22 protein-coding genes and 1 pseudogene are annotated in these 24,497 nt (G+C 72.6%); 15 read left to right on the forward strand and 8 right to left on the reverse strand.

The genetic code is table 11. The annotated features are described in order from the left end of the window. From hpnE to EEJ42_RS45800, 8 genes are all read left to right on the forward strand, one after another. Positions 1–1,434: hydroxysqualene dehydroxylase HpnE (gene hpnE / locus EEJ42_RS45765; protein ID WP_246097861.1), on the forward strand; the 1,434-nt coding region annotated here is incomplete at its 5' end. After that, positions 1,431–2,528, forward strand: a complete 1,098-nt coding sequence (locus EEJ42_RS45770) for a polyprenyl synthetase family protein (RefSeq protein WP_123108048.1) — start codon at positions 1,431–1,433, stop codon at positions 2,526–2,528. The genes hpnE and EEJ42_RS45770, both read left to right, overlap by 4 nt. A gap of 124 nt (positions 2,529–2,652) precedes the next feature. After that, complete coding sequence (gene shc, locus EEJ42_RS45775; RefSeq protein WP_123108049.1) at positions 2,653–4,596, forward strand: squalene--hopene cyclase; 1,944 nt, start codon at positions 2,653–2,655, stop codon at positions 4,594–4,596. Further along, positions 4,596–5,348 carry a phosphorylase family protein gene (locus EEJ42_RS45780; RefSeq protein ID WP_123108050.1) on the forward strand — a complete coding sequence of 251 codons (753 nt, stop codon included), beginning with the start codon at positions 4,596–4,598 and terminating at the stop codon, positions 5,346–5,348. Before shc ends, EEJ42_RS45780 begins: the two co-directional genes overlap by 1 nt. After that, on the forward strand, positions 5,299–6,315 hold the full coding sequence (hpnH, locus tag EEJ42_RS45785) for an adenosyl-hopene transferase HpnH (protein ID WP_123108051.1): 1,017 nt from the start codon (positions 5,299–5,301) through the stop codon (positions 6,313–6,315). The genes EEJ42_RS45780 and hpnH overlap by 50 nt, the downstream gene beginning before the upstream one ends. Before the next feature lie 22 nt (positions 6,316–6,337). After that, positions 6,338–8,248, forward strand: coding sequence for a 1-deoxy-D-xylulose-5-phosphate synthase (dxs, locus tag EEJ42_RS45790; RefSeq protein ID WP_123108052.1), 1,911 nt, complete (start codon positions 6,338–6,340; stop codon positions 8,246–8,248). After that, on the forward strand, positions 8,245–9,645 hold the full coding sequence (locus EEJ42_RS45795) for an aspartate aminotransferase family protein (RefSeq protein ID WP_123108053.1): 1,401 nt from the start codon (positions 8,245–8,247) through the stop codon (positions 9,643–9,645). The genes dxs and EEJ42_RS45795 overlap by 4 nt, the downstream gene beginning before the upstream one ends. A 17-nt stretch (positions 9,646–9,662) precedes the next feature. Next, positions 9,663–10,871: a serpin family protein gene (locus EEJ42_RS45800; RefSeq protein ID WP_184503588.1), complete on the forward strand. Its 1,209-nt coding sequence runs from the start codon at positions 9,663–9,665 to the stop codon at positions 10,869–10,871. A gap of 13 nt (positions 10,872–10,884) precedes the next feature. Here the strand turns inward: EEJ42_RS45800 and EEJ42_RS45805 are convergent, their stop codons facing one another. Then, positions 10,885–11,703 (reverse strand): tyrosine-protein phosphatase, encoded by an 819-nt coding sequence (locus EEJ42_RS45805; protein ID WP_123108055.1) that lies wholly within the window; start codon positions 11,701–11,703, stop codon positions 10,885–10,887. Positions 11,704–11,875: 172 nt separating this feature from the next. Between EEJ42_RS45805 and EEJ42_RS45810 the strand changes: the two genes are divergently transcribed. Together EEJ42_RS45810 and EEJ42_RS45815 are read left to right on the forward strand one after the other, a co-directional pair. Continuing rightward, entirely contained in the window at positions 11,876–13,987 is a 2,112-nt protein-coding gene (locus EEJ42_RS45810; RefSeq protein ID WP_123108056.1) for an alpha-galactosidase, read from the forward strand. A gap of 75 nt (positions 13,988–14,062) precedes the next feature. Continuing rightward, on the forward strand, positions 14,063–14,860 hold the full coding sequence (locus EEJ42_RS45815; RefSeq protein WP_123108057.1) for an SGNH/GDSL hydrolase family protein: 798 nt from the start codon (positions 14,063–14,065) through the stop codon (positions 14,858–14,860). A gap of 18 nt (positions 14,861–14,878) precedes the next feature. Here the strand turns inward: EEJ42_RS45815 and EEJ42_RS45820 are convergent, their stop codons facing one another. Further along, on the reverse strand, positions 14,879–15,322 hold the full coding sequence (locus EEJ42_RS45820) for an ATP-binding protein (protein ID WP_234364982.1): 444 nt from the start codon (positions 15,320–15,322) through the stop codon (positions 14,879–14,881). Positions 15,323–15,458: 136 nt separating this feature from the next. On the opposite strand from EEJ42_RS45820, the gene EEJ42_RS45825 reads away from it, so the two are divergent. From EEJ42_RS45825 to EEJ42_RS45835, 3 genes are all read left to right on the forward strand, one after another. Continuing rightward, a complete protein-coding gene (locus tag EEJ42_RS45825; RefSeq protein ID WP_123108059.1) occupies positions 15,459–16,325 on the forward strand; it encodes a helix-turn-helix domain-containing protein in 867 nt (288 codons plus the stop codon). Between the two features lie 3 nt (positions 16,326–16,328). Beyond that, entirely contained in the window at positions 16,329–16,580 is a 252-nt protein-coding gene (locus EEJ42_RS45830; RefSeq protein ID WP_123108060.1) for a DUF397 domain-containing protein, read from the forward strand. A 169-nt stretch (positions 16,581–16,749) separates the two neighbouring features. Further along, complete coding sequence (locus EEJ42_RS45835) at positions 16,750–17,496, forward strand: SAM-dependent methyltransferase (RefSeq protein WP_123108067.1); 747 nt, start codon at positions 16,750–16,752, stop codon at positions 17,494–17,496. Here EEJ42_RS45835 and EEJ42_RS45840 read toward each other — a convergent pair. Genes EEJ42_RS45840 through EEJ42_RS45865 form a run of 6 tightly spaced genes read right to left on the reverse strand, consistent with a single transcriptional unit; the run spans position 17,466 to position 23,637 of the window. Next, complete coding sequence (locus tag EEJ42_RS45840) at positions 17,466–18,341, reverse strand: STM4011 family radical SAM protein (RefSeq protein WP_123108068.1); 876 nt, start codon at positions 18,339–18,341, stop codon at positions 17,466–17,468. The genes EEJ42_RS45835 and EEJ42_RS45840 overlap by 31 nt on opposite strands. A gap of 17 nt (positions 18,342–18,358) precedes the next feature. Next, a complete protein-coding gene (locus EEJ42_RS45845; RefSeq protein ID WP_123108061.1) occupies positions 18,359–19,708 on the reverse strand; it encodes an STM4012 family radical SAM protein in 1,350 nt (449 codons plus the stop codon). After that, a complete protein-coding gene (locus tag EEJ42_RS45850) occupies positions 19,705–20,508 on the reverse strand; it encodes an STM4013/SEN3800 family hydrolase (protein ID WP_184503590.1) in 804 nt (267 codons plus the stop codon). Before EEJ42_RS45850 ends, EEJ42_RS45845 begins: the two co-directional genes overlap by 4 nt. Before the next feature lie 22 nt (positions 20,509–20,530). Then, the gene (locus tag EEJ42_RS45855) at positions 20,531–21,667 is read right to left on the reverse strand and encodes an STM4014 family protein (protein ID WP_123108063.1); all 1,137 of its coding nucleotides are present in this window, start codon (positions 21,665–21,667) and stop codon (positions 20,531–20,533) included. After that, positions 21,648–22,628, reverse strand: coding sequence for an STM4015 family protein (locus tag EEJ42_RS45860; protein WP_184503589.1), 981 nt, complete (start codon positions 22,626–22,628; stop codon positions 21,648–21,650). Before EEJ42_RS45860 ends, EEJ42_RS45855 begins: the two co-directional genes overlap by 20 nt. 55 nt (positions 22,629–22,683) lie before the next feature. After that, a complete protein-coding gene (locus EEJ42_RS45865; protein ID WP_123108064.1) occupies positions 22,684–23,637 on the reverse strand; it encodes an STM4015 family protein in 954 nt (317 codons plus the stop codon). Between the two features lie 222 nt (positions 23,638–23,859). On the opposite strand from EEJ42_RS45865, the gene EEJ42_RS45870 reads away from it, so the two are divergent. Both EEJ42_RS45870 and EEJ42_RS45875 read left to right on the forward strand, forming a co-directional pair. Then, positions 23,860–24,186 (forward strand): hypothetical protein, encoded by a 327-nt coding sequence (locus EEJ42_RS45870; RefSeq protein WP_123108065.1) that lies wholly within the window; start codon positions 23,860–23,862, stop codon positions 24,184–24,186. 19 nt (positions 24,187–24,205) lie between these two features. Further along, a pseudogene (locus EEJ42_RS45875) lies at positions 24,206–24,497 on the forward strand (DUF6745 domain-containing protein); the annotation flags it as partial.

Here is a 24,497-nt window from a genome sequence, read left to right on the forward strand (position 1 = left end):
GGCCGCCCCGAGGGGGCGGCCGCGCTCGTCATCGGCGGGGGGCTCGCCGGGACCACCGCGGCGCTCGCGCTCGCCGACGCCGGGGCGCGCGTCACGCTGGTCGAAGGGCGCCCCCGGCTCGGCGGGCTCGCCTTCTCGTTCCGCCGCCCCTCACCGGCCGGTGAGCTGACCGTCGACAACGGCCAGCACGTCCACCTGCGCTGCTGCACCGCGTACCAGTGGTTCCTGGACCGGATCGGCGCCGCCCGGCTCGCCCCGCTCCAGGGCCGGCTGGACGTACCCGTCGTGGACGCCGCCGCGCGGCCCGGACGGCGGCTCGGACGCCTGCGCCGCACCAACCTCCCGGTGCCGCTGCACCTGGCCGCGAGCCTCGCCACCTACCCGCACCTCTCGCTCGCCGAGCGCGCCCTGGTGGGCCGCGCCGCGCTCGCCCTGGGGCGGCTCGACCCGCTGGACCCGGCGCTGGACGCGGAGGACTTCGCGGGCTGGCTGCGCCGCCACGGCCAGTCGCCGCGCGCCGTCGAGGCGCTGTGGGACCTGGTGGGCGTGGCCACCCTCAACGCCACCGCCCGGGACGCCTCGCTGGGCCTGGCCGCGATGGTCTTCAAGACCGGGCTGCTCTCCGAGGCGGGCGCCGCCGACATCGGCTGGGCCCGCGCCCCGCTCGGCGAGCTGCACGACACCCTCGCCCGCGCCGCCCTGGACGCGGCGGGCGTGACGACCGAGCTGCGCACCCGGGTGTCCGCCGTCACCGCCGACGGGGGCCGCTGGACCGCGCACACCGACCGCGGCCCGCTCCACGAGCCGGTGGACACCGTGGTCCTCGCCGTACCGCAGCGGGACGCCCACGCCCTGCTGCCCGACGGCGCCCTCGACGACCCGGACCGGCTGCTGCGGATCGGCACCGCGCCCATCCTCAACCTGCACGTCGTCTACGACCGCACCGTGCTGCGCCGCCCGTTCTTCGCCGCGCTCGGCAGTCCCGTCCAGTGGGTCTTCGACCGCACCGACGCCTCGGGGCTGCGGGACGCGCCGGGGGCCGGGGACAGCCAGTACCTGGCGGTGTCGCAGTCCGCCGCGAGGGACGACATCGACCGTCCGGTCGCCGAGCTGCGCGCCCGCTATCTGCCGGAGCTGGAGCGGCTGCTTCCGGCCGCCCGCGGCGCGCGGGTACGGGACTTCTTCGTCACCCGGGAGCGCACCGCGACGTTCGCCCCGGCCCCCGGCGTCGGCCGGCTGCGGCCGAACGCCCCCACCAACGCGCCCGGCCTCTATCTGGCCGGTGCGTGGACCGCCACCGGCTGGCCCGCGACCATGGAAGGCGCCGTGCGCAGCGGGCTCACCGCGGCCCGTGCCGCCCTCTCAGAAACCGGCCGCCCACATGTGATTCCGCTTCCCGCCGTCGGCGGGGGGACGCCCAAGGAGGCGGCATGAGCACCACCACAGAAACCAGAGGAGAGACCGTGACCCCGGCGACCCCAGCTGTCGACTTCGCAGGCGTCATCGCGCTGCTGGAGCGCGGCCGTACGCTTGCCACGCCGGTGCTGCGCGCGGCGGTGGACCGGCTGGCCCCGCCCATGGACACCGTCGCCGCCTACCACTTCGGCTGGATCGACGCCGACGGCCGGCCCGCCGCGGGCGACGGCGGCAAGGCCGTGCGCCCGGCCCTCGCGCTGCTGTCCGCGCAGGCGGCCGGTGCGGACCCGGAGGTCGGGGTGCCCGGCGCGGTCGCGGTCGAGCTGGTGCACAACTTCTCGCTGCTGCACGACGACCTGATGGACGGTGACGAGCAGCGCCGTCACCGCGACACGGTGTGGAAGGTGCACGGACCGGCCCAGGCGATCCTGGTCGGGGACGCGCTCTTCGCCCTCGCCGGGGAAATACTGCTGGAGCTGGGCACCGTGGAGGCGGGCCGGGCCACCCGGCGGCTCACCTCCGCGACCCGCAAGCTGATCGACGGCCAGGCGCAGGACATCTCCTACGAGCACCGGGAGCGGGTCACCGTCGAGGAGTGCCTGGAGATGGAGGGCAACAAGACGGGCGCCCTGCTCGCCTGCGCCGCCTCCATCGGTGCCGTGCTCGGCGGCGCCGACGACCGCACCGCCGACACCCTGGAGCGGTACGGCTACCACCTGGGGCTCGCCTTCCAGGCCGTGGACGACGTGCTCGGCATCTGGGGCGACCCGGTCTCGACCGGCAAGCAGACCTGGAGCGATCTGCGGCAGCGCAAGAAGTCGCTGCCGGTGGTCGCCGCCCTGGCCGCCGGGGGCCGGGCCTCCGAGGACCTGGCCCAGATCCTCGCGGCCGACGCGAACAAGCCGGAGGACGAGTTCGCCGACTTCAGCGAGGAGGAGTTCGCCACCCGCGCCGCGCTGATCGAGGAGGCGGGCGGCCGGGACTGGACCTCGGCGGAGGCCCGACGGCAGTACGCGACGGCCATCGAAGCCCTCGACGAGGTGGACATGCCCGGCGAGGTACGAGACCAGTTCGTGGCGCTCGCGGACTTCGTCGTCGTCCGGGAGCGATGATCAATCACTGACCGCGCCTAGGCCCGTAGGAGAAGGACCAGGCTCGCAGTCGCCGGCCGGCACCAGCCCGGTGCCGGCCGACGGAGGCCCCAACGACGGCAGATCACACTGCAGAGGGGAAGCCATGACAGCGACAACCGTCCAACCGTCCGAGTCATCCGAGTCCGAGACGTTAGTGCTCGCCCGCAAGGCGACGGCCCGCGCGGTCCAGCACCTGCTCTCCCGCCAGGACGAGCAGGGCTGGTGGAAAGGCGACCTGGAGACCAACGTCACCATGGACGCCGAGGACCTGATGCTCCGGCACTTCCTCGGCATCCAGAACCCCGACGTGCTCGACGCCGCAGGCCGCTACATCCGGTCGCAGCAGGCCGCTGACGGCACCTGGGCCACCTTCCACGGCGGCCCGCCGGAGCTGTCCGCCACCATCGAGGCGTACGTCGCCCTCCGGCTGGCCGGTGACGCGCCCGACGCACCCCACATGGCGGCCGCCTCGGCCTGGGTGCGGAACAACGGGGGCGTCGCGAGCAGCCGCGTCTTCACCCGCATCTGGCTGGCGCTCTTCGGCTGGTGGCGCTGGGAGGACCTGCCCGAACTGCCACCGGAGATCATCTACTTCCCGTCGTGGCTGCCGCTCAACCTGTACGACTTCGGCTGCTGGGCGCGGCAGACCATCGTGCCGCTCACCATCGTCTCCGCGAAGCGCCCGGTGCGCCCCGCCCCGTTCCTCCTCGACGAGCTGCACGCCGACCCGCGAAGACCCCATCCGCCGCGCCCCGCCGCCCCCCTCGCCTCCTGGGACGGCGCCTTCCAGCGGCTGGACCGGGCCCTGCACCTCTACCGCAAGGTGGCGCTGCGCCCGCTGCGCCGGGCCGCGCTGCGCTCCTGCGCCCGCTGGATCGTGGAGCGGCAGGAGAACGACGGCTGCTGGGGAGGCATCCAGCCGCCCGCCGTCTACTCCGTGATCGCGCTCCACCTCCTCGGCTACGACCTCGACCACCCGGTGATGCGCGCCGGACTGGAGTCGCTGGACCGCTTCGCCGTGTGGCGCGAGGACGGCAGCCGCATGATCGAGGCCTGTCAGTCCCCGGTCTGGGACACCTGCCTGGCCGTCATCGCGCTCGCCGACGCCGGACTCGCCCCCGACCACCCCGCCCTGGTCAAGAGCGCCGACTGGATGCTCGCCGAGCAGATCGACCGGCCCGGCGACTGGTCGGTCAAGCGGCCCCGGCTCGCCCCCGGCGGCTGGGCGTTCGAGTTCGACAACGACAACTACCCCGACATCGACGACACCGCCGAGGTCATCCTCGCGCTGCGCCGCGTCGACCACCCCGACCCGGAGCGGATCGCGGCGGCCGTGCGGCGCGGGGTGCGCTGGACGCTGGGCATGCAGTCCCGGAACGGGGCGTGGGGCGCGTTCGACGTCGACAACACCAGCCCGCTGCCCAACCGGCTGCCGTTCTGCGACTTCGGCGAGGTCATCGACCCGCCGTCGGCCGACGTCACCGCCCATGTCGTGGAGATGCTGGCCCACGAGGGCGGCGCCCGCGACCCGCGCACCCGGCGCGCCGTCGCCTGGCTGCTGGCCGAGCAGGAGCCCAGCGGCGCCTGGTTCGGCCGCTGGGGCACCAACTATGTGTACGGGACCGGCTCCGTCGTCCCCGCCCTGGTCGCCGCCGGGATCCCGGCCTCCCACCCGGCCATCCGGCGGGCCGTGCGCTGGCTGGAGAGCGTGCAGAACGAGGACGGCGGCTGGGGCGAGGACCAGCGCTCGTACCCCGACCCCGAGTGGATCGGCCACGGGACCTCCACCGCCTCCCAGACCGCGTGGGCGCTGCTGGCGCTGCTGGCGGCGGGGGAGCGGGAGAGCAAGGCGGTCGAGCGCGCGGTCGGCTGGCTCGCGGCCACCCAGGACCAGGACGGCTCCTGGGACGAGCCGTACTTCACCGGGACCGGGTTCCCCTGGGACTTCTCCATCAACTACCACCTGTACCGGCTGGTCTTCCCGCTCACCGCGCTCGGGCGCTATGTGAGCGGTGAGGCCACCGGGGCGCGGCCGCGGAGGACCTGATGGCCTCCGGACCGGCCCCGGACACCGGCGCTGCCCCGCTGCTGATCGCCTGCGCGCTCGGCATCGAGCGGTTCGCGCTGCGGGGGGCCGGTCTCGGCGCGGCCGGTTCCGGGGCCGCCGCCGGGCCGGTGACGGTGCTGCGCACCGGCATGGGACCGCAGGCGGCCGAGCGGGCGGTGAGCCGTGCGCTGGCCGAGGGGCCGGGCCGGGGCGTCCGTACCGCCGTCGTCGCCACCGGTTTCTGCGCCGGGCTGGCGCCGGGGATGCACCCGGGGGACCTGGTGGTGGCCGACGAGACCCGCGACCCGTCCGGTCGCACCCCGTGCCACGGCAGCCGGATCCTCGCCGAGGCGCTGGCCCGCCACGCCCGGCGGGCCCGCGGCGGCGCCGGGCGTACCCGCACCGTCCACATCGGGCCCGTCGCCGGATCCAACCATGTGGTGCGGGGTGCGGAGCGGGCCGAACTGCACGCCACCGGGGCCATCGCGGTGGACATGGAATCCGCCGCCACCCTGCGCAGCGCGGTGCGCGGTGGGGCACGCCCGGTTGCGGCCGTCCGGGTGATCGTGGACGCTCCTGAACATGAGCTGGTCCGCATCGGGACGCTGCGCGGTGGAATATCGGCTTTCCGGGTACTACGAACTGTTCTTCCCGCTTTCTATGACTGGCACCGTTCCTCTTTCCTCTCAGGAGATGAGCTAGATGGCCATGCCGCTCCGCCAGACCATCCGGGTCGCGACGTATCTCTTTGACCAGAAGGTGCTCAAGCGGCGGGACAAGTTCCCGCTGATCGTGGAGTTGGAGCCGCTGTTCGCCTGCAATCTCAAGTGCGAGGGCTGCGGCAAGATCCAGCATCCGGCGGGGGTGCTCAAGCAGCGCATGCCGGTGGCGCAGGCGGTCGGCGCGGTGCTGGAGTCGGGCGCCCCGATGGTGTCCATCGCGGGCGGTGAGCCCCTGATGCATCCGCAGATCGACGAGATCGTCCGGCAGCTGGTGCGGCGGAAGAAGTACGTCTTCCTGTGCACCAACGCGATGCTGCTGCGGAAGAAGATGGACAACTTCACCCCTTCCCCGTATTTCGCGTTCGCCGTGCACATCGACGGGCTGCGCGAGCGCCATGACGCGTCGGTGGCGAAGGAGGGGGTGTTCGACGAGGCGGTGGAGGCGATCAGGGAGGCCAAGCGGCGTGGTTTCCGGGTCACCACCAATTCCACCTTCTTCAATACCGACACCCCGCAGACCGTCGTCGAGGTGCTCGACTTCCTCAATGACGACCTCAAGGTGGACGAGATGATGATCTCGCCCGCCTACGCCTACGAGAAGGCGCCCGACCAGGAGCACTTCCTGGGGGTGGAGCAGACCCGCGAGCTGTTCCGGAAGGCGTTCGCGGGCGGCAACCGCAGGCGCTGGCGGCTCAACCACAGCCCGCTCTTCCTGGACTTCCTGGAGGGCAGGACCGACTTCCCGTGCACCGCCTGGGGCATCCCCAACTACTCGCTCTTCGGCTGGCAGCGCCCCTGCTACCTGATGAGCGACGGTTACGTCCCCACCTACCGCCAGCTGATCGAGGAGACCGACTGGGACAAGTACGGCCGGGGCAAGGACCCGCGCTGCGACAACTGCATGGCCCACTGCGGCTACGAGCCCACCGCCGTCCTGGCCACCATGGGCTCGCTCAAGGAGTCGCTGCGCGCGGCCCGCGAGAGCGCCGTGGGCTGACACCCGAGGAGGGGAACCGAGCATGCCGCTACTGGAGAACATCCGGGGCCCGCACGACCTCAAGGCGCTGACCGGGGAGGAACGTACCGCGCTCGCCCAGGAGGTCCGGGAGTTCCTGATCACCGCGGTCGCCAGGACCGGCGGCCACCTGGGCCCCAACCTGGGCGTCGTCGAGCTGTCCATAGCCCTGCACCGCGTCTTCGACTCGCCCGCCGACCGCATCCTGTGGGACACCGGCCACCAGAGTTACGTCCACAAGCTGCTCACCGGCCGCCAGGACTTCTCCAAGCTCCGCGGGAAGGGCGGGCTCTCCGGTTATCCGTCGCGCGCCGAGTCCGAGCACGACGTCATCGAGAACAGCCACGCCTCCACCGTGCTGGGCTGGGCCGACGGCCTCGCCAAGGCCAACGAGATCCGCGGCCGCACCGACCACGTGGTCGCGGTCATCGGCGACGGCGCGCTCACCGGCGGCATGGCCTGGGAGGCGCTCAACAACATCGCCGCCGCCCGCGACCGCCCGCTGATCATCGTCGTCAACGACAACGAACGCTCCTACGCCCCCACCATCGGCGGCCTCGCCGGCCACCTCGCCACCCTCCGCACCACCGACGGCTACGAACGCTTCCTCGCCTGGGGCAAGGACGTCCTCCAGCGCACCCCCGTCGTCGGCCAGCCGCTGTACGGATCGCTGCACGGCGCCAAGAAGGGGTTCAAGGAGACCTTCGCGCCGCAGGGCATGTTCGAGGACCTGGGGCTGAAGTACGTGGGCCCGATCGACGGGCACGACATGGACGCCGTCGAGGGGGCGCTGCGCCGCGCCAAGCGGTTCCACGGGCCCGTCCTGGTGCACTGCCTCACCGAGAAGGGGCGGGGCTACCGGCCCGCCCTGGAGGACGAGGCCGACCGCTTCCACACCGTCGCCGCGATGGACCCGCTCACCTGCGCCCCCCTCATCCCCTCCGGCGGCCGGTCGTGGACGTCGGTGTTCGGCGAGGAGATGGTGCGGATCGGGGCCGAGCGGCCCGATGTGGTGGCGCTCACCGCCGCGATGCTCGACCCGGTGGGCCTCGCGGGCTTCGCCGAGGTGTACCCGGACCGGGTGTGGGACGTCGGCATCGCCGAGCAGCACGCGGCCGTGTCGGCGGCCGGGCTCGCCACCGGTGGGCTGCACCCGGTCGTCGCCGTCTACGCGACGTTCCTCAACCGCGCCTTCGACCAGCTGCTGATGGACGTGGCCCTGCACCGGTGCGGGGTGACGTTCGTCCTCGACCGGGCCGGGGTGACCGGCACCGACGGGCCCAGCCACAACGGCATGTGGGACATGTCCGTCCTCCAGGTGGTGCCGGGCCTGCGGATCGCCGCCCCGCGCGACGCGGACCAGCTGCGCGCCCAGCTGAGGGAGGCCATCGACGTGGACGACGCGCCGACCGTCGTCCGCTTCCCCAAGGAGTCGGTGGGGCAGCCCGTCCCGGCGCTTGCGCGGATCGGCGGGATGGACGTGCTGTGCCGCGGCGACGACGTCCTGCTCGTGGTGGCCGGGGTCATGGCGCCGGTCGGGCTGCGTGCCGCCGGGCTGCTGGCCGAGCGCGGCATCGGCTGCACGGTGGTCGACCCGCGCTGGGTCAAGCCCGTGGACCCCGAACTGCCCGCGCTCGCGGCCCGCCACCGCGCGGTGGCCGTCGTCGAGGACAACGTGCGCAGCGCCGGGGTGGGCGCGGCGATCGGCCAGGCGCTGCGGGACGCCGGGGTCGACCTGCCGCTGCGCACCTTCGGCATCCCCGAGGCGTTCCTGCCGCACGCCAAGCGCGGCGAAGTACTCGCCGACATCGGACTCACCCCCGCCGAGATAGCGGGCCACATCGGTGCGGCCCTCGCCCGCGCCGATGCGCGCACTGCCACCGGGGAGGCCGCCGCCAAGGAGAGGGACGCATGACAGCAGCCGAGCAGCGCTCGGGTTTCGACCTGGGCAAGCTCCTGGCCGGGCGCGGGTCCGAGCGCTACGACCTGCACGCCCGGTACCTCAACCACCAACTGCCGCGGATGCTGCACACCATCGGTTTCGACAAGGTCTACGAGCGGGCCGAGGGCGCGTACTTCTGGGACGACGAGGGCCAGGACTACCTGGACATGCTCGCCGGTTTCGGGGTGATGGGCCTGGGCCGCCACCACCCCGTCGTCCGCAAGGCGCTGCACGACGTCCTGGACGCCTCGCTCGCCGATCTGACCCGCTTCGACTGCCAGCCGCTGCCCGGGCTGCTCGCCGAGAAGCTGCTCGGCCACGCCCCGCACCTGGACCGGGTCTTCTTCGGCAACAGCGGTACGGAGGCCGTCGAGACCGCGCTCAAGTTCGCCCGCTACGCGACCCGCAAGCCGCGCGTCCTCTACTGCGAGCACGCCTTCCACGGGCTCACCACCGGCTCGCTGTCGGTCAACGGCGAGGACGGCTTCCGTGACGGCTTCGCCCCGCTGCTGCCCGACACCGCGATCGCGATGGGCGACCTGGGCGCGCTGGAGCGGGAGCTGAAGCGCGGGGACGTCGCCGGGTTCGTCGTCGAACCGATCCAGGGCAAGGGGGTGCACGAGGCTCCGCCGGGCTTCCTGCGCGCCGCGCAGGAGCTGCTGCACCGCCACAAGGCGCTGCTGATCGCCGACGAGGTGCAGACGGGACTCGGCCGCACCGGGGACTTCTTCGCCTACGCCCACGAGGACGGCGTCGAACCGGACCTGGTGTGCGTGGCCAAGGCCCTCTCCGGTGGCTACGTCCCCGTCGGCGCGACCCTCGGCAAGGACTGGATCTTCAAACGGGTCTACTCCTCCATGGACCGGGTGCTGGTGCACTCCGCCAGCTTCGGGGCCAACGCGCAGGCCATGGCGGCGGGGCTCGCCGTCCTCGCCGTCATGGAGGACGAGCAGATCGTCGCCAACGCCCGCCGCACCGGCGAGCTGCTGCGCGACCGGCTCACCGCGCTCATCGACCGGTACGAGCTGCTGCACGACGTACGCGGCCGCGGGCTGATGATCGGCATCGAGTTCGGCAAGCCGGACTCGCTCGGGCTGCGCAGCCGCTGGGCGATGCTCCAGACCGCGCGGAAGGGCCTGTTCGCGCAGATGGTCGTTGCCCCGCTGCTCCAGCGCCATCGCATCCTCACCCAGGTCTCCGGCGACCATCTGGAGGTCATTAAGCTGATTCCGCCGTTGATCATCGGCGAGCGGGAAGTGGACCGCTTCGTCGACGCGTTCACGGCGGTCATGGATGACGCACACGGGGGCGGCGGTCTGATGTGGGAGTTCGGCCGGACCCTCGTCAAGCAGGCGGTGGCCAACCGCTGACGAGGAGGGGACCGGCGATGACCGACGCGACCGCCGTGGGGGCCGTCAACGCGCTGACCGGACGATGGGCGCGGGCCGCCGTGAGCGGCGAGGAGTCCACCGTCCTCACCGGCGCCGGGGCCTGGCCGCTGCTCGCCCTGCTCGCGGGCGCGGCCGGTGGCCCGGCGCGCGGCGAGCTGGAGGCTGCGCTCGGCGTCGGTGCGGACGGTGCCACGGCGCTCGGCCGCGAGATCGTCGGGGCGATGGACGCGATGGACGGCGTGGCGGCGGCCACCGGACTGTGGACCCGTCACGACCTGCCGGTGCGGCCCGAATGGGAGGCGGAGCTTCCGCAGGGCGTGCGCGGGGTGCTGACCGGCGACACCGAGCGCGACGGCAAGGAGCTGGACGCGTGGGCGTCCCGGCACACCGGGGGCGCGATCGCCGAGATGCCGGTGCCGCTGACGCCCGTCACGCAGCTGGTGCTGGCCGGGGCGCTCATGGTGAAGACGGCTTGGCAGCAGCCCTTCCAGCCGGGGATGCTGACACCGAAGGACGGGCCGTGGCAGGGCCGGTCGCTGGCCGGTCTCCGGCGGACGACGGACGACCTCGACGGGGTGCTGCGCGTGGTCCCCGAGAGCCCGGCCGGTCCGCTCACCCTGTCCGGGGTCGCGGGCGACAACGGACTCGACGTCCACCTGGTCCTCGGCGGCGAGGGCACACCGGGCGGCGAGGTGCTGGAGGCCGGGATCGGCGCGGTGGCCGGGGCGTACCCGGGGTGGGGAGGCTCGGCGCTGCCGTTCGGCGAGGCGGGGCCCGGCGTCACGGTCACGGAGGTCGCGAGCTGGGACGACACCCCGTCGGTCGGCCTCACCACCCCGCAGTTCACCGTGAACGCCCGGCACGATCTGCTGCGGCACGCGGAGCTGTTCGGGCTGCGCACCGCGCAGGACACCTCCCGCGGCCACTTCCCGGGCATCAGCCCCAGCGCGCTGGCGATCTCCTCCGGTCAGCAGTCCATGACGGCGTCGTTCAGCGCCGAGGGGTTCTGGGCGGCGGCCGTGACCGCGATGGCCCTGGCCCCGGGCGGGGGCCCGCCGCAGCGGACGGCGAAGCGGATCTCGGTGACGTACGACCGCCCGTTCGGCTTCCTGGCCGTGCACCGGGCCAGCGGTCTGGTGCTGACGGCGGGGTGGGTCACCGAGCCCGAGGCCGACACCCCTTGGGGGCGGCCGGGCCTTCGCTGACGGAAGCGGGCCGTCAGCCGGTGAGCATCCGGTCCCGCAGCCGCTCGCGCTGCGGGGCGGTCAGCCCCAGGCCCTCGGTGAGATAGCGCTCGGTGGTGCCCCAGGTCTCCTCTATCGTCTCGAACGCCGCCGCCAGATAGGTGGAGCGTGCGTCGAAGAGCGGGCTCAGCAGGGCCAGCACCTCCGGGGACATGGGGTCGGATCCGTCCGCGGGGTTGCCCTTGCGCCAGATCTTGTAGCGGCGGTGGGCGGCGGCCGACTCCAGGTAGTCGGCCTCGATGGCCTCCCGGTCGACCCCGAGCGCGAGCAGGGTCACCGCGACCGACAGACCGGCCCGGTCCTTGCCCGCGGAACAGTGCATCAGCACGGGGGAGCTGTCCTCCGCCATGGCGCTGAGCACCCGGCCGTGCTCGACGATGCGGCTGGTGATGATGGCCCGGTACGCGTTGATCATCCGCCGCTCGGCGCGCCCGTCGTCCAGCAGCTCGCGCAGGGTGTTGAGGTCGCCCTCGCGCACCATGGTCCAGAACCCGGCGCCGTCGGCCGGGTCGGACAGCGGGAGGTTCACGTTCCGCACGCCGGTGAGGGAGACGTCCGGGCCCTCCAGCTTGATGTCGGCCGCGTTGCGGAAGTCGAAGACGGTGTGCAGGCCGAGCGAGTCGAGGAAGGCCGCGTCGCTGTCGGTGGCATGGGCGAGGTGGCCGCTGCGGAAGAGCACACCGGGCCGTACGCGCCGGCCGTCGGCGGTCGGCAGCCCGCCGACGTCACGGAAGTTCCGTACCCCCACCAGTTCGGGTTCGGCCTGCGGGACCTGCGGCGACGGCTGCGTCACGGGCGCTCCTCACGATCGGCCGCCGCGCCGCTCGTCGACGAGGCGGGCTCTGCTGACCATACGACATTGCGTTCCTGCTGCAATCAGTTCTGCGGATCGCGAGCGGGGGCCATTGCCGTCCGGGAAACCCTGACCGATGATGTTGGGACCTGTGGGGAATTGGGGACGTGTGATGATTGAAATCGGCGGAAACGGTCGGCTCTGGCTGCTCTCGGGGCGACACAGCAGCTACGCCCTGCACCTCACCGACGAGGACACCTTGCTCCATCTCCACTGGGGTCCGCGCCTCACGGTTCCGGACGCCGAGGCCCTCGCCGCCGAACCTCTGCCCGCTGAGCGAGGGTTCGAATCACCGCTGGACGGGCGCGAGGAGTACCCGGTAGAGGGCGGCCCGCGCTTCGTGCGCCCCGCCCTGTCCGTCCGCGGGGCGGGCGTACGGGGCACCGAGTGGCGCTTCGAAGAGAGCACCGTCAGCACCGCCGACGGCGACGAGCTGCGGCTGCGCTTCCACGACCCGCTCCACCACCTCGACATCACCCTCCACTACCGGATGCGGGACGACGGCGACGTCATCGAGCGCTGGGCTACCCTCACTCACACCGGCGCCCCGGGCGACGCCCCGCTGGAACTGCTGCGCGCCGACTCCGCCGCCTGGTCGCTGCCGGTCGGCGAACGGCGGCGGCTGAGCCATCTGTACGGGCGGTGGGCCGCCGAGAGCCGACTCGCCCGCACCGACCTCACCCCCGGCGAGAAGGTCATCGGCAGCCGCCGCGGCCACACCAGCCATCAGCATCTGCCCTGGATCGCGATCGACGACGGCACGGCCACCGAGGAGAGCGGCGAGGTGCACAGCTGCGCGCTCGCCTGGTCCGGGTCCTGGCGGATCGCCGTCCAGCGGCTCGCCGACGGCAGCGTGCAGACCGTCGGTGGCGTCGGACACGACGAGGCGGGGCTGCTGCTCCTCGCGCCCGGCGAGTCCTTCACCACCCCGGTCTTCGCGGGCCTGTGGACCGACGGCGGCTTCGGGGCCGCGAGCCGCGGATGGCACGCCTGGCAGCTCGCCCACGTCGTCCCCGGCGCCGACCGGGAGCGGCCGGTCCTCTACAACTCCTGGGAGGCCACCGAGTTCGAGGTGAGCGAGGAGCAGCAGCGCTCCCTCGCCCGGCTCGCCGCCGGGCTCGGCGTCGAGCTGTTCGTCGTGGACGACGGCTGGTTCGGGTCCCGCACCAGCGACCGGGCCGGGCTCGGCGACTGGACCCCCAACCCGGACCGCTTCCCGCACGGGCTGAAGCCCCTCGCCGACGAGGTGCACGGCTTGGGCATGCGGTTCGGCATCTGGGTCGAACCGGAGATGGTCAACGCCGACAGCGACCTCTACCGCGCCCACCCCGACTGGGTGCAGCACCACCCCGGCCGCACCCGCACCGAGTTCCGCAACCAGCTGGTGCTCAACCTCGCCCGGACGGACGTCCGCGCGTATCTGTGGGAGCGGCTGGACACCCTGCTGAGCAGCGCCCCCATCGACTATGTGAAGTGGGACTTCAACCGCTCCTTCACCGACCCCGGCTGGCCCGGCGACCCGTATCCGCAGCGGCTCGGCATCGAGCACGTCCGGGGGCTGTACGACCTGCTGGGGCGGCTGCGCGCCGCTCACCCCGGTGTCGCCTTCGAGTCCTGTTCGGGCGGTGGCGGCCGGATCGACCTGGGCATCCTCGGCCTCACCGACCAGGTGTGGACCTCGGACAACACCGACCCGCTGGATCGCCTCGCCATCCAGCACGGCTTCAGCCAGCTGCACCCGGCCCGGGTGATGGCCGCCTGGGTCACCGACAGCCCGAACGTGATGGGCAACCAGCGCACCAGCGGGCTCGGCTTCCGCTTCATCAGCGCCATGGCCGGGGTGCTGGGCGTGGGCGGTGACCTGACGAAGTGGAGCGAGGCCGAACTCACCGAGGCCCGCGACTGGGTGGCGCTCTACAAGCGGATCCGGCCCGTCGTCCAGCACGGTGAGCAGTACCGGCTGCGGCCGCCCGGCGACGGCGGGCTCAGCGCCGTGCAGTACGTACGCGGCGAGGAAAGCGTGGTGCTGGCGTGGCTGCACGGGCAGAGCTACGGCGAACCCCAGCCCCGGGTGCGGCTGCGCGGCCTGGACCCGGCCGCCGCGTACGAGGACCTGGCCACCGGGACCGTCCGCCGGGGCGCGGTGCTCGCCCATCACGGTCTGCGCACCGGGCTGCGCGGTGACCTGGACGCCGCCGTATTCCACCTCCGCCGAACTGACTAGGTGGGATAACTCACCCCTGGTCAAGGGCGGGTTACGGTGGCGTAGGTCACGTGTCGGGGTGAATGATGTCCGGATGTGGCAGACGATTCGCAAAGACTCAAGAGTGAAGTGATCGGGTCGTACGCAGCCATCGGCGACAGTTTCACCGAGGGCGTCGGCGACCCGGGCCCGGACGGCGTCTTCATCGGATGGGCCGACCGGCTCGCCGTGCTCCTCTCCGACCGGCGGCCCGAACACGAATTCCGCTACGCCAACCTCGCCGTGCGCGGCCGGCTCCTGGACCCGATCGTCGAGGAGCAGGTGCCGCGGGCGATCGACCTCGGTCCCGACCTGGTCACCTTCTGCGCGGGCGGCAACGACATCCTGCGGCCCGGAAGTGACCCCGACGATGTCGCCCGGCGCTACGAGGCCGCCGTCGCGGACCTCACCGCCCGGGTGCCCACCGTGCTGTTGTGCACCGGCTTCGACACCCGGGGGATTCCGGTGCTCCGCCATCTGCGGGGCAAGATCGCCACGTACACGGCGCATGTGCGGGCGATCGCCGACCGCTACGACTGCCCGGTGCTCGACCTGTGGTCGCTGCGCTCGGTGCAGGACCGGCGGGCCTGGGACGACGACCGGCTCCATCTGTCGCCCGACGGGCACACCCGGGTCGCGCTGCGGGCCGGTCAGGTGCTCGGTCTCGAGGTGCCCGCCGACCCCGACCAGCCGTGGCCGGACGAGGGGCAGCGCACCCCCGCCGAGGTGCGCCGGGACAACATCCACTGGGCGCGCGAGTATCTGGTGCCCTGGATCGGGCGGCGGCTGCGCGGGGTGTCCTCGGGGGACCATGTGGAGCCCAAGCGACCGGATCTGCTGCCGCTGCGGCCCTGAGCCCCGAGGCTGGGGCCTTCAGGCCAGGTAGGCCCATACGGCGCGGCCCGCGCCGCCCGTGTGGGGCCGTACGCCCCATGCCTGGGACAGGGCCTCCACCAGCATCAGCCCGCGTCCGCCTTCCTGATCCACGCTCACCGACGACCGCGCCTGCGGCACCGTGCGCGCGCAGCCCTGGTCGGCCACCTCGAGCCGCAGCCGGGTCCCCATCAGCTGCAAGGAACAGCGCACCTCGTCGCTGGAGGTGTGGCGGACCGCGTTGGTGAACAGCTCGGAAACCACCAATTCGGCGCTGTCGCGGGTGTCCTGGTCGACACCCCACGAGCGCAGCCGCAGGACGACATGCCTTCTCGCCTCCGCGACGGACGTGCTCAGCGCCGGGAGACGAAACGCGTCCTGAAGGCACGCAGCGACCGTCGAGCCGCTGTGCCCTAACCGGAGAGCCTCGTAGGAAGGAGCCACGCCCACACTATGCTCTGTCACGATCGCTTGTGACAAGGTTCAGTCTGTAAATTACAGAATCGCAAGGACAGACTGTTCCGAAAGCTGAGCCCATGCCAGACTGCTGTGCTGTGACAGTAAGTGGAGGGGGACGATAGTGGCGGATGCGCGGTCGGGTGGTGCCCCGACCGTCCTGCGGGTCGTGCTCGGCAAGCGACTCCAGGACCTTCGCGAGAAGTCCGGGCTGTCCTTCGAACAGGCCGGGCGGGCGCTCGACGTCACCCATGCCACGATCCGGCGCATGGAGAAGGCCGAGGTCGGCCTGAAGCTCCCGTACGTCGAGAAGCTGCTGCGCACGTACGGCGTCACCGACCCCGAAGAAGTCGAGGCCTTCCTCTCCCTTGCCAGGGAGGCCAACAAGAACGGCTGGTGGCACCGGTTCCGGGACGTCCTGCCCGACTGGTTCAACACGTTCGTGAGCCTCGAGGTGGAAGCCAACCTCATCCGCGCCTACGAGCCGCATTACATCCCCGGCCTGCTCCAGACCGAGGACTACTCCCGCGCGGTGCTCCGCGCGGGCATGCCGCACGCCCCCGAGACCGAGATCGAGCGCAACGTCGCGCTGCGGATGGAGCGGCAGGCCCTGTTGCGCCGCCCCGATCCGCCGATGCTGTGGGTGGTGATGGACGAGACGGTGCTGCGCCGTCCCATCGGCGGGCCCGAGACCATGCGGGCCCAGATCGGCCGGCTGATCGAGGTCGCCGACTCACCCCAGATCAGATTGCAGGTCATGCCGTTCGACGCCGGCCCGCACCCGGCGATGTACGGCCCCTTCCATATCTTCCGGTTCCCGATCCCGGAGCTGCCCGACATCGCGTATACGGAGACGCTCGTGAGCGGCTCCTACTTCGACCAGCGCGATGACGTCTCGGCGTTCCTGGAGGCCCTGGACCGGATGTGCGCGCAGGCCGCGCCTGCACAGACCACTCAGGCCATTCTGAGTGGCATTCGCAAGGAGATCTGAACGATGGATCGCATATGCGGGAGCCGCGTCTACAGCGGCATGCCGGCCAGGGACCTCGGTTCCGAGGGCTGGCACAAGCCGTGGAGCGGTGGCAATGGGGGAAGCTGCGTCGAGGCGATGAGGTTGAAGGACGGTCGGGTGGCGCTGCGCCAGTCGACCGACCCGGACGGACCGGCCCTGATCTACACCCACCTGGAGATGAAGCGCTTCATCCAGGGGGCGAAGGCGGGCGAGGCCGACTTCCTGCTCCTGTGACGCCCGCGCGACCGAGGGGGAACGAGGGGGACAGACAAGGGGACATGGTGTGACCGACCGACGATTACCCGGACAGCGATTACCCGGCCAGAGATTATCCGCGTCGCGGATCTCCGGATCGCTCGTGTCCGGCCAGGACATCGACACCAGCAAACCGCATCCGGCCCGGATGTACGACTACTACCTGGGGGGAAAGGACAACTACGAGATCGACCGGGAGGCCGCCGAGCGCATCATCGAGCAGTCCCCGGACATCCTCGACAGTGCTCGCGCCAACCGCCAGTTCCTGCTGCGCGCCGTCCGCACGGTGGTGGCGAGCGGCGTACGGCAGATCATCGACATCGGGACGGGCATACCGACCTCGCCCAACACCCATGAAGTGGCCCGGGAGATCGCCCCGGACACCCGGGTCGTGTACATCGACAACGACCCGATCGTCGCCGCGCACGCGGACGCCAAACTGACCAGCACCCCCGGGACGCACTTCGCGTCGGCCGACGCGCGCAGACCCGCCGACATCCTGGTGCATCCGGCGGTGCGCGACGGCATCGACTTCTCTCAGCCCGTGGCGCTGCTGCTGGTCGCCGTCCTCCACTTCGTCTCGGACGCGGAGGACCCGGCGGGGATCATCGCCACCCTGACCGAGCCGATGGTCCCCGGCAGCCATCTGGTGATCAGCCACGGCACCGTGGACTTCCACGGCCCCGACCGGGTGGCCGACGAGGTGTACCGGAAGTCCACCGCCCGGCTGAGCCTGCGCGGCCACGCCGAGATCGTCCCGTTCTTCGACGGGTTCACGATGCTCGACCCGGGGCTGGTGCGGGCGCCGCTGTGGCGCCCGGACGGGCCGCCGCCGGACGCCGGGGCGCTCGCGTCCGTCGGGGTCTACGGCGGGGTGGGCCGCAAGGACCGATGAGTGAGCGTGGCGGGGATCCGCTCCAGGACCCCGCCCGCGAACACGTCGTACAGCGGCAGCGACTCCAGGTGGACGTAGCCGATGTGGCAGTCGCACACGGCGAGCGGACAGGCCCGGGGCCGCAGCGCCGCGCGGTACGAACCGTCGTACAGATTGCCCAGCTCCGTGCGGACGAAGTGGCAGCGGCGCACCGTGCCGTCACCGTCCACCGAGATCACCGAGGCGCCGGTCCGGCACGGCAGACCGGCGCTCCGGTGCGGATGGCGGCTGTAGCCGAAGAGCGGGTCGAGCGCCGTCCAGTCGGCGGCCTCGGCGTCCGTGTAGGTGTGGCCCTCCGCCGCGTTCACCCACAGATAGACCTGCTCGGGCAGCTCGGCGCGCAGCCTGCGGGCCTGGTCGAGATGGCCGGGGAGACCGACGATGCCCACGCTGTGGCGCACCCTGCGCGCGGCCAGCTCCCGGCACTTGGCCAGGAACCGGTCCCGCGGCGTCTGGCCCGGGTGGTACGTGCACCACAGCGCGAGCGTGTCGCGGTCGGCCTCGGCCGTCCAGTCGGTGCGGCAGCTCAGATTGGTCTGGATCGCCACCCGCTCGATGTGCGGAAGACGGCTCAGCTCGGTGAGCGCACGGCGGTACCAGGAGCGCGTCAGCCCCTCGCCCCACGGTGTGAACAACACCGACAGCCGGTCGCCCGACTGCTCCCGGGCCCATGCCGTGAAGCGCTCCAGCGCGGCCCGGTCGGCGCGCAGCGCCTCCCGGCTGTCGCGCCGCTTGGCGAACGGGCAGTACGGACAGTCGTAGTCGCAGGAGGCCAGCGGGCCCCGGTACAGGATCGTCAGGTCCACGGTGGCGGCCCCCTCGATCACTTCGCCTCGTACGCGGCCATCGCGGCGCGCACGGCGGGCGAGAACAGCTCGGGGCCGAGCGCGTCGGAGTGCGCCAGTCCCTCCGCCGACAGTCTCAGCCGGCCGGGCTCCGCGGCCGGATCCAGCCAGCCGCGCGCGGCGAACCGGGCCAGCTCCTCGGGGAAGTCCTCGGCCGGGTCGGCGGCGAACCGCGCCCGGTACGCGGCCACGTCCAGGCCCTCGGCCTGGAGGACGGACTGGAGCAGATGGCGGCGGCGGGCCTCCTCTCCGGTGATCGCCCGGCCGTGTTCGGCGTGCCCGAAGTCGGCCGCGGGCCGGGAGACGTAGTCGTCGATGATGCCGCGTATCTCCCGCATGTCGACCGCGTAGTCGAAGGAGTAGTGCAGCCCGGAGGTGTAGGAGCGGGCGCCGCAGCCCAGGCCGATCATGCCGTCCGTCTGGCAGGCGTAGTCCCCGCCGCCGGTCCCGGACGCGGTCGAGGGCGCGTCCGCGCGGCGGAACATGCGCATCGAGACCTGCTCATAGCCGCGTCCGAGCAGATGGTCCCGGCCCAGCCGGTACAGCCGCAGCCGCCGCTCGTCCCACTCGTGGTCGGTCTCGGCGGCCTCCTTGCGGCCGAGGCCGGTCAGCGGGCGGACGTAGAGGGGGTAGAGATACAGCTCCTCGGGGCGCCAGGCGAGGGCCGCGTCCAGGGAACGCAGCCAACTGTGCTCGCTCTGGCCGTCGATGCCGTAGATCAGGTCGATGTTGAGGACGGGGATGCCCGCCTCGCGGATCCGGGCCAGCGCCGCCTCGACGTCGGCCCGGCGCTGCGGCCGGACCGCCGAACGCGCCTCCGCGTCCACGAAGCTCTGCACGCCCAGGCTCAGCCGTGTCGTACCGCGGGCGGCGAGCACGGCGAGCCGGTCGGCGGTGGCGGTGGCCGGGGACGCCTCGACGGAGAGCGGCACGGCGGCCAGGTCCGCGCCCATCCGCTTCTCGGCGATGTCGCACAGCCGCTCCAGCTCGGCCGCCTCCAGGAACGTCGGGGTGCCGCCGCCGAAGGCCGCGGCGGCGAACCGGGCGCCGTCGCCCAGCGCCTCGGACACCGCGTCCGCCTGTCGCTCCAGCGCGTCCAGATAGGCCGTGGCCAGGCCGTCCGGGGCGCCGATCCGGGTGAAGAGATTGCAGAAGCCGCAGCGCACCTCGCAGAACGGGATGTGCAGATACAGCGACAGCGCGTCCTTCGGCTCGTCCGCCCACAGTGCGCGCAGCGCGGGCCGGTCCGGCAGCGCGTGGTACGCGGTCTTGTGCGGATAGGCGTAGACGTACGACTGGTACGGGCGGACGGTGGTGGTGATGGTCATGGGGTCCCAAGGAAGAAGTGGGTGTACGGCACGGTCCAGACGGCCTCGTGGCCGAGCCGGTGGCCCGTGTAGCCGTCGTCGCCGTACGCCGTGCCGTGGTCGGAGCAGACGATCGCGAAGCCGGGACCGCGGCCGCTCATCGCGGTGAAGAGGCGGCCGATGTGGCGGTCGACGTACTCCAGCGCGGCGGCGTGGGAGGCGCGCGAGTCACCGCTGTCGCGGTTGGCGCCCGGCAGATGGAACCAGTTGGGCTGGTGCAGCGCGGACACGTTCACGAACAGGAACAGCCGCCGGTCCGGGTCGAGGTCCCGGGCCACCTGCTCGGCGCACGCGACCTGCGCCTCGAAGGAGGTGGAGGAGGGCACGCCGAACTCCGGCTCCCAGTGGCTCTCCTGGAAGTAGCCGGGCAGCACCGAGCCCAGCGGGCCCCGCTTGGTGAAGAAGCCGACGCCGCCGATGCACACCGTGCGGTACCCGGCCGCCGCGAGCCCGGTCACCAGGTCCGGGGTGTCGTAGACGTACGTGCCCCGGGCCGTGGTCTCGCTGCCCGCGAAGCGTGCCGCGAACAGCCGCGGGTGCGGGCCCGGCCGGGCCGGGGTGGGCAGAAAACCCGCGAACATGGCCTGGTGGGAGGCGTAGGTGAAGCTGCCGGGCGCATGCCGCTCCTCCCAGGCCCCGCCCGGCATCCGGGCGGTCAGGTTCGGGATCCGGCCGTCGGCCGCGAGTTCGGCGGCGACGTCGTAGCGCAGGGTGTCGAGGGTGACCAGCAGCAGATCGTGGCTGCCCACGACCGCGTTCATGTCGGGTTCGCAGAGCGTGGGGTCAGACGGCATCGTGGCGGCCCTCCCCGTACGTGCGCACCACGGCGGCGATCTGCGCCGCGTACGTGTCCCGGCCCTCGGCGCCGCTGCCGGGCAGCCCGGTCAGCCGGGGCAGCAGATCGCCGAACGCGTTGACCTCGCCGACGGCGAACCGCCGCCACCCGGTGCCGGGCAGCAGATCCACCCCGACGCACAGGGTGTCCGGGAAGCAGGCCGCCGCCCGCTCCGCCGTGCCCAGCACCGTGCTCCACGCCACCCCGGCCGCCTCCGCGGTCGCGCGGGCGGCGGCCAAGTCGCCGCGCACGCCCCCGAGATGGAGATTGGTCATGGGGGAGCGGCTGGTCCGCACGACGGCGTGGGTCGCCCGGCCGTCGATCACCACCACCCGCAGATCGGCGGCGCGCTTGTCCTGGGACGCCTTGGGCAGCCAGCGCTCGATGTGCAGCCCGTCCGGGGCGAGCGTGTCCAGGATCGCGGCGACGTCCCGCTCCGTGTCGTACCGCCGGACCCGCAGCGAGTTGAAGAGCGAACCGTCCTCCGCGCGCTCCACCGAGGTGGTGGCGCGAATACGGCCCGGCCCCGCGTACTCGACCGCGAGCACCCCGGAGGCGGACGAGCCGTGCGCGAGCTTGACGAACGCACGGTGCATGCCGCCCGTGCCGAGCGCCGCCCGCACATCGTCCCAGCCGCGCACCGGCGGCGCCTGCGGACCGGAGGTCGGCGAATACGGCACGGGGACGCCCGCCGCGTCCAGCACCCCGTGGGACAGCCGCTTGTCGAACAGCACGGCCAGCTCACCGGGGTCGTCCAGCAGGGTCGCGCCCGCCGTGTGCGCGGCCTTGGCGACGGCCCGTGCGGCGTCGGTGAACCGGGCGTACCAGCGGGCGGTGCCCTCGACCCGGGTCGGGTCCCCGGCCCCCCGCAGCAGCTCGTCCACCTCGTGGTCCTCGCCGGGCGACTCGATGCGCACGATCTCGCCCGGCTCGAACTCCGCACCGCCGCACAGCACATCGCGCCAGGCCAGCACCCGCGGCGCGGCCAGCCCGGCGGCCAGGGCGGCGTCGGCGAACATCTCCACCCGGCGATGGCCGGGATTGCCGACGACCGCGAGCCGCACGCTATTCGGAGACGGCGACATAGCGGTACTCCTCCTCCTCGCCGTCATCGTCGTCGTCCCAGCGGTCCGGCTCCTCCTGCTCCGCCACGTTCACCTCGACGCCGGACGGCTCCAGCGCGTCGCACACCCGCCGCATCATCGCGTCGGACAGATAGTGGTGGTGCAGGTCGAGCGCCAGCAGATGGGTCAGCGGCTGGCCGGTGAGCAGGGCCTCGGCGCCCGCGTCGCCGAGCGTGCCCATGGACAGGTCGAGCGAGGCGAGCTGGGCCACGACCGGTGCGGAGGCGACGGCGGCGGCGATCTCGTCCTGGAGCTCGCTGTCCTGGAGCCCGAGATGGGTCAGCGCGGGGAAGCGGGCACCGGAGAGGACCGGCGCGAGATCGGCGACCGTGGCATCGCCGCCGTACTGCTCCACCCCCAGCCACAGCGCCAGATGCTCCAGCCGGGGCAGCTCGCTCGCGCCCACCGCGCGGACGACCTCGCCCGGCAGCCCGCCGGACTCGAACCGCAGCACCCGCAGCCGCTCATGGCGCACCGGCCGGAAGGCGAGCCCTCCCGAGCCGCAGCCGCGCACCGTGAACTCCTCCAGCCGCGGGTACGCCTCCAGGACGGGCGCCACGTCGTCCATCCGGAGCCAGGACAGCTGGCACTGCTCGGACATCACGTCGGCGAGGAACAGCCCGCGCAGCGCGGGCAGCCGGTCCGCGGACGCGATCAGGGCGTCGAGCACCGGGCGCACATCGGAGTAGCCGTCGTCGCCCCACCAGTCGCCGATGATCACCGCGCGGACGCGGTCGGCCGCCACGGTGTCCAGGAACGCCGTCCACAGCTCGGGGAACGGGCGGCTGTCGTCCCAGTTGGTGGCGATCCGCCAGGCGGCGGATTCGGCGGGCGGCAGATCATCGGCATCGGCTCCGGTGTCCGTGCTGGTGTAGTCGCAGACGGGCAGACCGGCGAAGGACTCCTGATAGTGGCCGATCATGGCTGGACGCTCCTCACGTATGTCCTGACGTCTGTGGTCGGGTGCCGGGCGGCCCTCACTCGGCGACGGCCGTGTAGCGGTCCACTTCGCCGTCGTACTCGTCCTCGTCGCCCTTCTCGGACAGCGCGACCTCCACCCCGGACGGCTCCAGGGCGTCGCGCAGCCGCTGCTCCATCGACGCCGAGAAGTAGTTGTGGTCCAGGTCGAGCCGCCGGAGGTGGGTGAGCGGCTGGCCGTCGAGCAGCGCCGCCGCACCCTCGTCGGTGAGCACGCCCATGGACAGGTCGAGCGATGCGAGCTGGGCGACGACCGGCGCGGAGGCGACGGCGGCGGCGATCTCGTCCTGGATCTCGCTGTTCTGGAGGCCGAGGTGGCGCAGCGCGGGGAAGCGGCCGCCGGACAGCAGCGGGGCGAGGTCGCCGACGGTGGCATCGCCTCCGTAGTCCTCGACGCCGAACCACATCTCCAGGTACTCCAGGGCGGGCAGTTCGCTGTCGGCCACGCCCCGCACCACCTCGCCGGGCAGCCCGCCGGTCTCGAAGCGGAGCCTGCGCAGATTCTGGTGCTCGGCGGCGGGGAACCGCAGGCCGGAGCCGCCGCGGATGCCCAGCTCCCGCAGCCCGGGGTAGGCGTCCAGGACCGGGGTCACATCGGACTGCTGGATCCAGGAGATCTCGGCGTCCTCCGCCGTCAGATCGCCGATGAAGACCGCTTCGAGGGAGGTCAGCCGGTCCTTGGCGGCCACCAGCAGATCGACGATCACCCCGGCGTCCTTGTCGTACACCTCGCCCCACTGACCGATGATCAGCGCCCGCACCCGGGAGGCGCCGACCGTGGACAGGAAGCGCTCGAAGCGCTCTTCGAAGATCTCGCCCGACTCGAGGTAGGGGTTGTAGGAGACGCGCCAGGCCGCGGCGTCCGGTTCGGGCAGCCGCGGCTCCTCGTCGGGCCGCGGGAAGTCGAAGACCGGAAGTCCGTGCAGTTCCGTCAGGCTGTCGGCGTAGGACATGGGCGCGGGTTCTCCTGGTGGGTTCGATCGGGCGTACGTGATTCCCGGTGGCGTGCGAAGAGTTGTACCAAGCGCCACCGACAGCGGCCCCGGCGGGAGTTGTCGGTCGGCCGTTGTCGGACCCCCTGCGTACCGTCAGGACCATCGACCGGCCGCCGTGCGGCGACCGGTGGACCGATGACGGCTGCGGTCGCGATGCGGGCCGCGGGGGAAGGGGAGGGCATGTACCGACAGGGAGACGTCCTGATCGTGCCGGTGGCGCGGGAGTCGCTGCCGCCGGGCACCGAGACGCTGCCGCGGCAGCCCCGGGACGGGCGGGGGCGGCTGGTGCTGGCGCTCGGCGAGGTGACCGGGCACGCGCACGCGGTGGTCGGACCGGGCACGCTGGTGCGCGAGTCGGGGCCGTTCGGCGCCTCGTACCTCCATCTCCCCGACGGCGGACGGGTGGTGCACGAGGAGCACGCGGCGATACCCCTGCCCAAGGGGTGGTACCGGGTGGTGCGTCAGCGGGAGTACGTGCCGGGCGCCGTGCGCGTCGTGGCGGACTGAGAGCGGGGGACGAGGACGTATGACGACGACACCGACCACACGGGTGACGACCATGACGATGACGACGGCGGTGGACTGGCGGGCGGTGGCCGCGGCGACCGGCCCCGCGGACCGCGAGGCGGCCGAGGCGGGCATTGGGCTGGCATACGAACAGGCCGGGCTGGAGCCGCCGGAGCGGATCGTGTGGACCGGCTCCCCGCTGGCGGGCACGGCGGCCGCGCTGCTGCTCACCGGGCAGGGGGAGGGGCTGCCGGGCGAGGCCGCCGAGCGGGCCGCCGACACGCTGGCGGCTGCCGGGATCGAGCCGGTGG

The organism is Streptomyces botrytidirepellens (assembly GCF_003721215.1).
Classification (GTDB): Bacteria; Actinomycetota; Actinomycetes; order Streptomycetales; family Streptomycetaceae; genus Streptomyces; species Streptomyces himastatinicus.